Below are 6358 nucleotides of genomic sequence, written 5' to 3'. Positions count from 1 at the left end.
AAAAGGACATTCAGAAGCGCACTTGAGTCAATTCGACTGGCGAGAATACGAATTCTCGATCAACTGCACACATTCGACTGGCTTCATTACAAGAATCCCCAGCTTTTGCATGAGCTGTTCACGCTTACTCCAAATGTCCCGAACATCGTCAATCACAAACACGTCGCGGCCATTCAATAAGTGGCCTGCAAGATGATCTATGTCGTTGCGTTTGTTGATGTAGCGCTTGTTTTGGGATGACAAGCTGGGAAACAGAATTTTCTGAATTGTCTCTATCGTCGAAATCTGTTCTCGGCCGGAATATGCACCCGCGCGCCAACGGCCCTAATTAACGATGCGATTTTGAATGTTGAACAATATTTCTTCCAGCTCTGAAATTCGGCGCAATCGCTGCTGATCCAGTGTTGCTTCAAAATCAGCCCGCTCAATTTCGTCGGCTTGCTCACGTAAAGCATCTGCTCGCGTTGCCGCCAGCGAAGGTCTCAGTTGAGGATACAGTCTATAGATGTCTTCCATTCGGGCATCAGCTTCAGCAAGTGTGCGGTCGAGCTGCTGTTTCAGTTCAAGTTGACTCTGCGGCTGGTTGTGCCGATACGACAGTTCGGCTTTCGCTAGTGCCGCTTGATCTAGCCAGAAGTTTTCGCCTTGCAATAGCATTCGGCCGTGGTTCAGCGGTCCTTTGATCTCACCGTCCACATTTACAACAACGGCGCCAGGAGAGGAAAAACCGAGATATGCAAGGAGCAGCAGCAGACTTACAGCCACACCTATAAGATATTTTGACGGCATAACGATCCCCCCTGCTTTTGCTTGAGCGAGGGGTATCCCCTTCTACTCAAACTCCCCCGAATGCACCTGATCCAGATCCGAGAACCGTGTCACATCGGCCTGGAACTGCAGCTTCACCGTGCCCGTCGGCCCGTGGCGCTGCTTGCCGATGATGCATTCGGCCAGCCCGTGCACGCGGCCCATTTCCTCCTGCCACTGAAGATGCTCGGGCGTGCCCTCGGTCGGCTCGCGCCGCGTGGTGTAATATTCTTCGCGGAAGACGAACATCACCACGTCGGCGTCCTGTTCGATCGAGCCGGACTCGCGCAGATCCGATAGCTGCGGCCGCTTGTCGTCGCGGTTCTCGACCTGGCGCGAAAGCTGCGACAGCGCCAGAATAGGCACGTCGAGTTCCTTCGCCAGCGCCTTGAGGCCGGTCGTGATCTGCGTCACTTCCTGCACGCGGTTGTCGCCGGCCTTGCCTGAGCCCGCCAGCAATTGCAGATAGTCGACGACCAGAAGCCCCAAGCCCCGCTGCCGCTTCAGCCGCCGCGCCCGCGCCGCCAGCGTCGCAATCGTCAGCCCGCCCGTGTCGTCGATATAAAGCGGAATGCTTTGCAGCTCGCGCGCCGCGTCCACAAGCTGGTGAAACTCGTCCTCGTGAATATTGCCGCGCCGGATGCGTTCCGACGGCACGCCCGATTGTTCGGCCAGCAAGCGCGTCGCCAGTTGTTCCGACGACATTTCGAGCGAGAAGAAGCCGACGATCGCGCCGTCCAGCGCCGTCACCGTGCCGTCGGCATGGTGCTCGGCCTTGTAGGCCTTGGCCGCGTGGAAGGCGATGTTGGTGGCGAGCGCCGTCTTGCCCATCGAGGGCCGGCCGGCAAGGATCACAAGGTCCGAGCGCTGCAGCCCGCCCAGCCGGTTGTCGAGGTCGCGCAAGCCCGTCGAAATGCCGGAAAGCCCGCCATCGCGCTTGAAGGCTTCGGCCGCCATGTCGATGGCGGTGTTGAGCGATTCGTGAAAGCTCTGAAAGCCGCCTTCATATTTGCCGCGCTCGGCCAGCTGATAGAGCGATTGCTCCGCATCGAGAATTTGCAGCGCCGGCGTGTCGTCCACCGGCGCGTCATAGGCGCGGGTATGCATGTCGATGCTGACCTGGATCAACTCGCGGCGGATCGCGAGGTCGTAGATCGTGCGTCCGTATTCCTCCGCGTTGATGATCGTCGTCGCCGCGCCGGCGAGCCGCGCCAGATATTGCGGGCCGCCGATTTCGCTCAGCGCCGCGTCGCGCTCGAAATAATTTTTCAGCGTCACCGGAGAGGCGAGGTGCCCTTGCGTGATCAGCTTCGCCGCCGCCTCGTAGATGCGCCCGTGCAGCGCGTCAAAAAAATGCGGCGGCTCCAGAAAGCCCGCCACGCGGTCGTAGGATTCATTGTTGACGAGGATCGCGCCCAGCAGCGCCTGTTCCGCATCGATGTTGTGCGGCTGCACCCGGTAGGCGGTTGCGTCGTCGGTTTCGGATGTCGGCGAGAAGGCGGCTTGCGAATTTTCCATGGCACTCGTTCTAGTCGAACTGGTGTTCCACCCGCAACGCGTCCGGCGTCGCGTTTCATGATGCAGTGATTCGCTCCCCAGCTTCGTCATACAGGCCTGTGAAGACCGGGGATAAGTCGTGCCGCATTTTCCGCTGCGGGGTCGGGAGGGTGGAATTTTCACGCGGCAAGCTGTGGAATGGGTCCGGGCCGGCTTTATCCCCGGGGATAAACATGACTTATCCCGGGGATAATTTCGGCCCGCCGCCATTTGTGACAGTTTTTTGACAGTTTCGTGACAGAGGGGGGGTCCGCTGCCGCCGCCGCTGCCGTTTTCGCCGGTTTTGCCGTCTGCCGGCGGCGCACTAAGCTCGCTTGCGATGGCAACACTGGGGAGGAAATCCATGAACGCCGCCAACGACTACGCGACCCTTGTGGGCCGCATATTTCTGTCTGCGCTTTTCGTCCTTGCCGGGATCAACAAGGCGATGGGGGCCGCCGGCACAATCGCCTTCATCACGGATGCGGGTCTGCCGCTGCCGCAGCTCGTTTACGCGGGCACCGTCGCGCTCGAACTTGGCGGCGGTCTGCTGCTGCTGGTCGGCTATCAGGCGCGTCTCGTCGCGCTCGCCTTCGCGGTCTTCTGCATCGCCGCGGCGGTCGTCTTTCATCCGAGCCTGTCGGATCCGTCCTTCCTGAAGAATTTCGCGCTTGCCGGCGGTATGCTGTTTGTCTTCGCGAACGGTGCCGGCCGCTTCAGCCTCGACGCGCGCCGCGGCGCGTAAAAAAGGCCCGCGGCGCAAGCAACGGATGCGCCGCGGGTTTTTTTGCGTCAGTCGCCGGCGAGCAGCCGCCGCGCTTCCCGCGCGATCTCTTCAGGGCGCCGCTCGTCTTCCATCATGTAGCCGCGGGTGAGCGGCAGCGTCGCGATCTTGCGCGCGAGCTGCAACTGGAACACCGCCATGCCCTCGTTGCGGAACGAGGTTTCCGATCCCGCCAGATAGAATTCCCACATCCGGCAGAAGCGTTCGTCGTATATGCGCGCCGCCGTGTCGCGCTTCTCCATGAAGCGCCGCCGCCATTCGCGCAGCGTCTCGGCATAGTGGAGCCGCAGAACCTCGACATCGGTCATCAGCACGCCGCTGCGTTCGGCCGCGGCCGAAACCTCGCTCAAGGCCGGAATATAGCCGCCGGGAAAGATATATTTGGCGATCCACGGATTGGTCGAACCCGGCCCGTCGAGCCGCCCGATCGTATGGATCAGCGCCACGCCGTCCGCGTTGAGGAGCGCGTAGACCTTGTCGAAATATTCGCGGTGGTGGCCCACGCCCACATGTTCGAACATTCCGACCGAAACGATCCGGTCGAAATTTTCCGTCAGTGTACGGTAGTCCTGCAACCGGAAATCGACCTGCTTTTCGAGCCCGCGGTCCTGCGCGCGGCGCCGCGCGATCTTGTGCTGCTCGCGGCTCAAGGTCACGCCCACGACGTCCGCGCCCGTTTCCTCCGCCAGCATCAGCGCCATGCCGCCCCAGCCGCAGCCGATATCGAGCACGCGCATCCCGGGCTCGATCCGCAGCTTCGCCGCGATGTGGCGTTTCTTCGCCGCCTGCGCCTCTTCCAGCGTCATCTCCGGCTGCGCGTAATAGGCGCAGGAATATTGTTTGTCGGCATCGAGAAAGAGATCGTAGATACCGCCTTCGAGATCGTAGTGATGGGCGACGTTCTTCTGCGCCTTGCCGACCGGGTTGTGCTGGTCGATGCGGCGCTTGGCGCGTCGGAGCGCGCCATAGATTTCGAAGATCGGGCCGGCGAAGCGCGTGCCGAGATTGGCCGTCAACAGGTCGAGAAATTCATAGATCGTCGCCGGCGGATCGATCGTCAGCCGGCCTTCCATATAGGCCTCGCCGAGCTTCAGATAGGGGTTGAAGGCGATCTCCGTTCCGACGGTTCTGTCGTGCAGCCGGGCGGTCACGCGCGGACCCGTTCCGTCGCCGAATTCGCTGGTCCGGCCATTTGCACTGACGACCGTCAGCGCGCCCTGTTTGACGATGTGCCTGAGAAGCGAGCTGAAAAGCATAGACCCTCCCGTACCGAGGATTGCCTGAACTTCAGGTCTTCGATCTTGCGCCCACAGCCCGACCCTTCTCGCGAATCATCTAAGGTTAATCGCGTGAAACTTGCAAGCGCGCCAACGAAAAAAGGGCGCCCCTCGGAGCGCCCTTTGCCGTTCGGTCTCGTTTGGGAACGAAACCCTATTCCTTGTTTTCCGGGGCTTCCGGCGCGCCGTCGGCGGCCTCGGTCTCGTCCTCGTCTTTCGGCGCCAGCTCTTCGGATTCGAAGAATTCGGCCGCCTCGACGGCTTCCTCGTCCCGCTCGTCCTGGCGCTGCGTCAGGTCTTCGCCTGCCGCCTGACGCTTGGCTTCTTCTTCGGTGCGCGCGACATTGACCGTGATCGTCGCCGACACCTCGGGGTGCAGGATGACGCGGATCGGGTGCAGACCGATCGTCTTGATCGGCTTGTCGAGCACCACCTGGTTGCGCGCGGTCGTGAAGCCGCCGCTCGTCATCGCATCCGAGATGTCGCGGGTGCTGACCGAACCGTAGAGAACGCCGGTTTCGCCGGCCTGGCGCAGCACGATGAACGACTGGCCCGCGACCTTCGGCAGAAGCTGTTCGGCTTCCTTCCGAAGTTCGAGGTTGCGTGCTTCAAGTTGAGCGCGCTGGCCTTCGAAGCGGGAGATGTTTTCCTTGGTCGCGCGAAGAGCCTTCTTGCGCGGCAGCAGGAAATTGCGCGCGAAACCGTCCTTGACTTTGACGACATCGCCCATTTGACCGAGCTTTTCGACCCGTTCCAGAAGTACGACTTGCATCGTTGTTTCTCCTTTTCCCGGACCTTAGCCGATCACATAGGGCAGCAGGGCGAGGAAGCGCGCGCGCTTGATGGCGCGGGCGAGTTCACGCTGCTTTTTGGCCGACACGGCCGTAATGCGCGAGGGGACGATCTTGCCGCGCTCCGAGATGTAGCGCTGCAGAAGCTTCACGTCCTTGTAGTCGATCTTCGGGGCGTTGGCGCCGGAGAACGGGCAGGTCTTGCGGCGGCGGAAAAACGGCCGGCGCGCGGGCTGGGCTGACGTGCTCATTATGCTTCGCCTCCTTCGCTGTCGTCGCGGTCGCGGCGGGGCGCGCGTTCGCGGTCGCCGAAGCGGCTGCTGCGGTCGCCGCCGAAGCTGCGTTCACGGTCGCCGAAGCGGCCGCCGCCGCTGCGTTCGCCGCGGTCGCCACGATCTCCGCGGTCGCCGCGATTCTGCATAACGGCCGAGGGTTCGGTCTCGTGCTCTTCGACGCGCACCGTGAGGAAGCGCAGGACATCTTCGCTGATGCCCATCTGGCGCTCCATTTCGGCAACCGCCGCGTGCGGTGCGTCGATGTTGAGCAGTGTGTAGTGGCCCTTGCGGTTCTTCCTGACCTTGTAGGTCAGGTTACGCAGACCCCAGTACTCGGCCTTGCCGATCTGGCCGCCATTTTCCTTGATGATGGTCGAGAACTGCTCGGTGAGCCCCTCGACCTGTTGCTGCGACACGTCCTGCCGCGCAATAAAGACATGCTCGTAAAGAGCCATGAGCCTTTTCCTTTTGTATCCGGCCCCGGCGCAAAGCCCCCTTTGAGCCCTCGAAAGGCTCGAAAGGACCACCAAAGAAGCGGAGACACCGGAACCCGGACTTCATCGTCCTGCCGCACCCTCAAGGCGCGGTGTTCCGTTCAGCCTCCAGCCAAGGCCTTCAGAAGCCGCGCAATATACGGAAAAGCGGCGGCGAGGCAAGGAACAAATGGCGGCCGCCGCGGCTTGACTTGGGGTCGCCAGCCGGTATCTCTTGGCGCTCCGGTCCGGCACCCGCCGGGCATCGGAAAAGGACCGGAAATCAGCCGAATATCGGGTTGGGCGGCGGGAGCGGGGAGTGGCGATGTCGAGGGCTTTCATCTTTCCAGGCCAGGGCTCCCAGACGGTCGGCATGGGCCGCGAGCTGGGCGAGGCCTTTGCCGGCGCCCGCGAG

7 protein-coding genes are annotated in these 6358 nt (G+C 61.9%); 1 reads left to right on the top strand and 6 read right to left on the bottom strand.

The window, feature by feature from the left end:
• Positions 1–324: 324 nt before the first annotated feature.
• Together WEB61_RS02990 and WEB61_RS02985 are read right to left on the bottom strand one after the other, a co-directional pair.
• On the bottom strand, positions 325–789 hold the full coding sequence (locus WEB61_RS02990) for a hypothetical protein (protein WP_368062842.1): 465 nt from the start codon (positions 787–789) through the stop codon (positions 325–327).
• A 42-nt stretch (positions 790–831) separates the two neighbouring features.
• Entirely contained in the window at positions 832–2325 is a 1494-nt protein-coding gene (locus WEB61_RS02985; protein ID WP_368062841.1) for a replicative DNA helicase, read from the bottom strand.
• Positions 2326–2707: 382 nt separating this feature from the next.
• Here WEB61_RS02985 and WEB61_RS02980 point away from each other — a divergent pair, with 382 nt between their 5' ends.
• Positions 2708–3088, top strand: coding sequence for a DoxX family protein (locus tag WEB61_RS02980; RefSeq protein WP_368062840.1), 381 nt, complete (start codon positions 2708–2710; stop codon positions 3086–3088).
• 47 nt (positions 3089–3135) lie between these two features.
• On the opposite strand, the gene WEB61_RS02975 is transcribed toward WEB61_RS02980, so the two are convergent.
• The 4 genes from WEB61_RS02975 to rpsF all read right to left on the bottom strand — a co-directional run bounded on the left by WEB61_RS02975 (position 3136) and on the right by rpsF (position 5925).
• On the bottom strand, positions 3136–4383 hold the full coding sequence (locus tag WEB61_RS02975) for a class I SAM-dependent methyltransferase (protein WP_368062839.1): 1248 nt from the start codon (positions 4381–4383) through the stop codon (positions 3136–3138).
• Between the two features lie 175 nt (positions 4384–4558).
• Positions 4559–5176, bottom strand: coding sequence for a 50S ribosomal protein L9 (gene rplI, locus WEB61_RS02970; RefSeq protein WP_368062838.1), 618 nt, complete (start codon positions 5174–5176; stop codon positions 4559–4561).
• A 24-nt stretch (positions 5177–5200) separates the two neighbouring features.
• A complete protein-coding gene (rpsR, locus tag WEB61_RS02965) occupies positions 5201–5449 on the bottom strand; it encodes a 30S ribosomal protein S18 (RefSeq protein ID WP_368062843.1) in 249 nt (82 codons plus the stop codon).
• Positions 5446–5925: a 30S ribosomal protein S6 gene (gene rpsF, locus WEB61_RS02960; RefSeq protein ID WP_368062837.1), complete on the bottom strand. Its 480-nt coding sequence runs from the start codon at positions 5923–5925 to the stop codon at positions 5446–5448. Before rpsF ends, rpsR begins: the two co-directional genes overlap by 4 nt.
• Positions 5926–6358: the final 433 nt, after the last annotated feature.

Source organism: Parvibaculum sp. (assembly GCF_040882025.1).
GTDB lineage: Bacteria > Pseudomonadota > Alphaproteobacteria > Parvibaculales > Parvibaculaceae > Parvibaculum.
The sequence above is the reverse complement of the archived record's forward strand: the minus strand, read 5'-3'. Positions and strand labels throughout refer to the sequence as shown.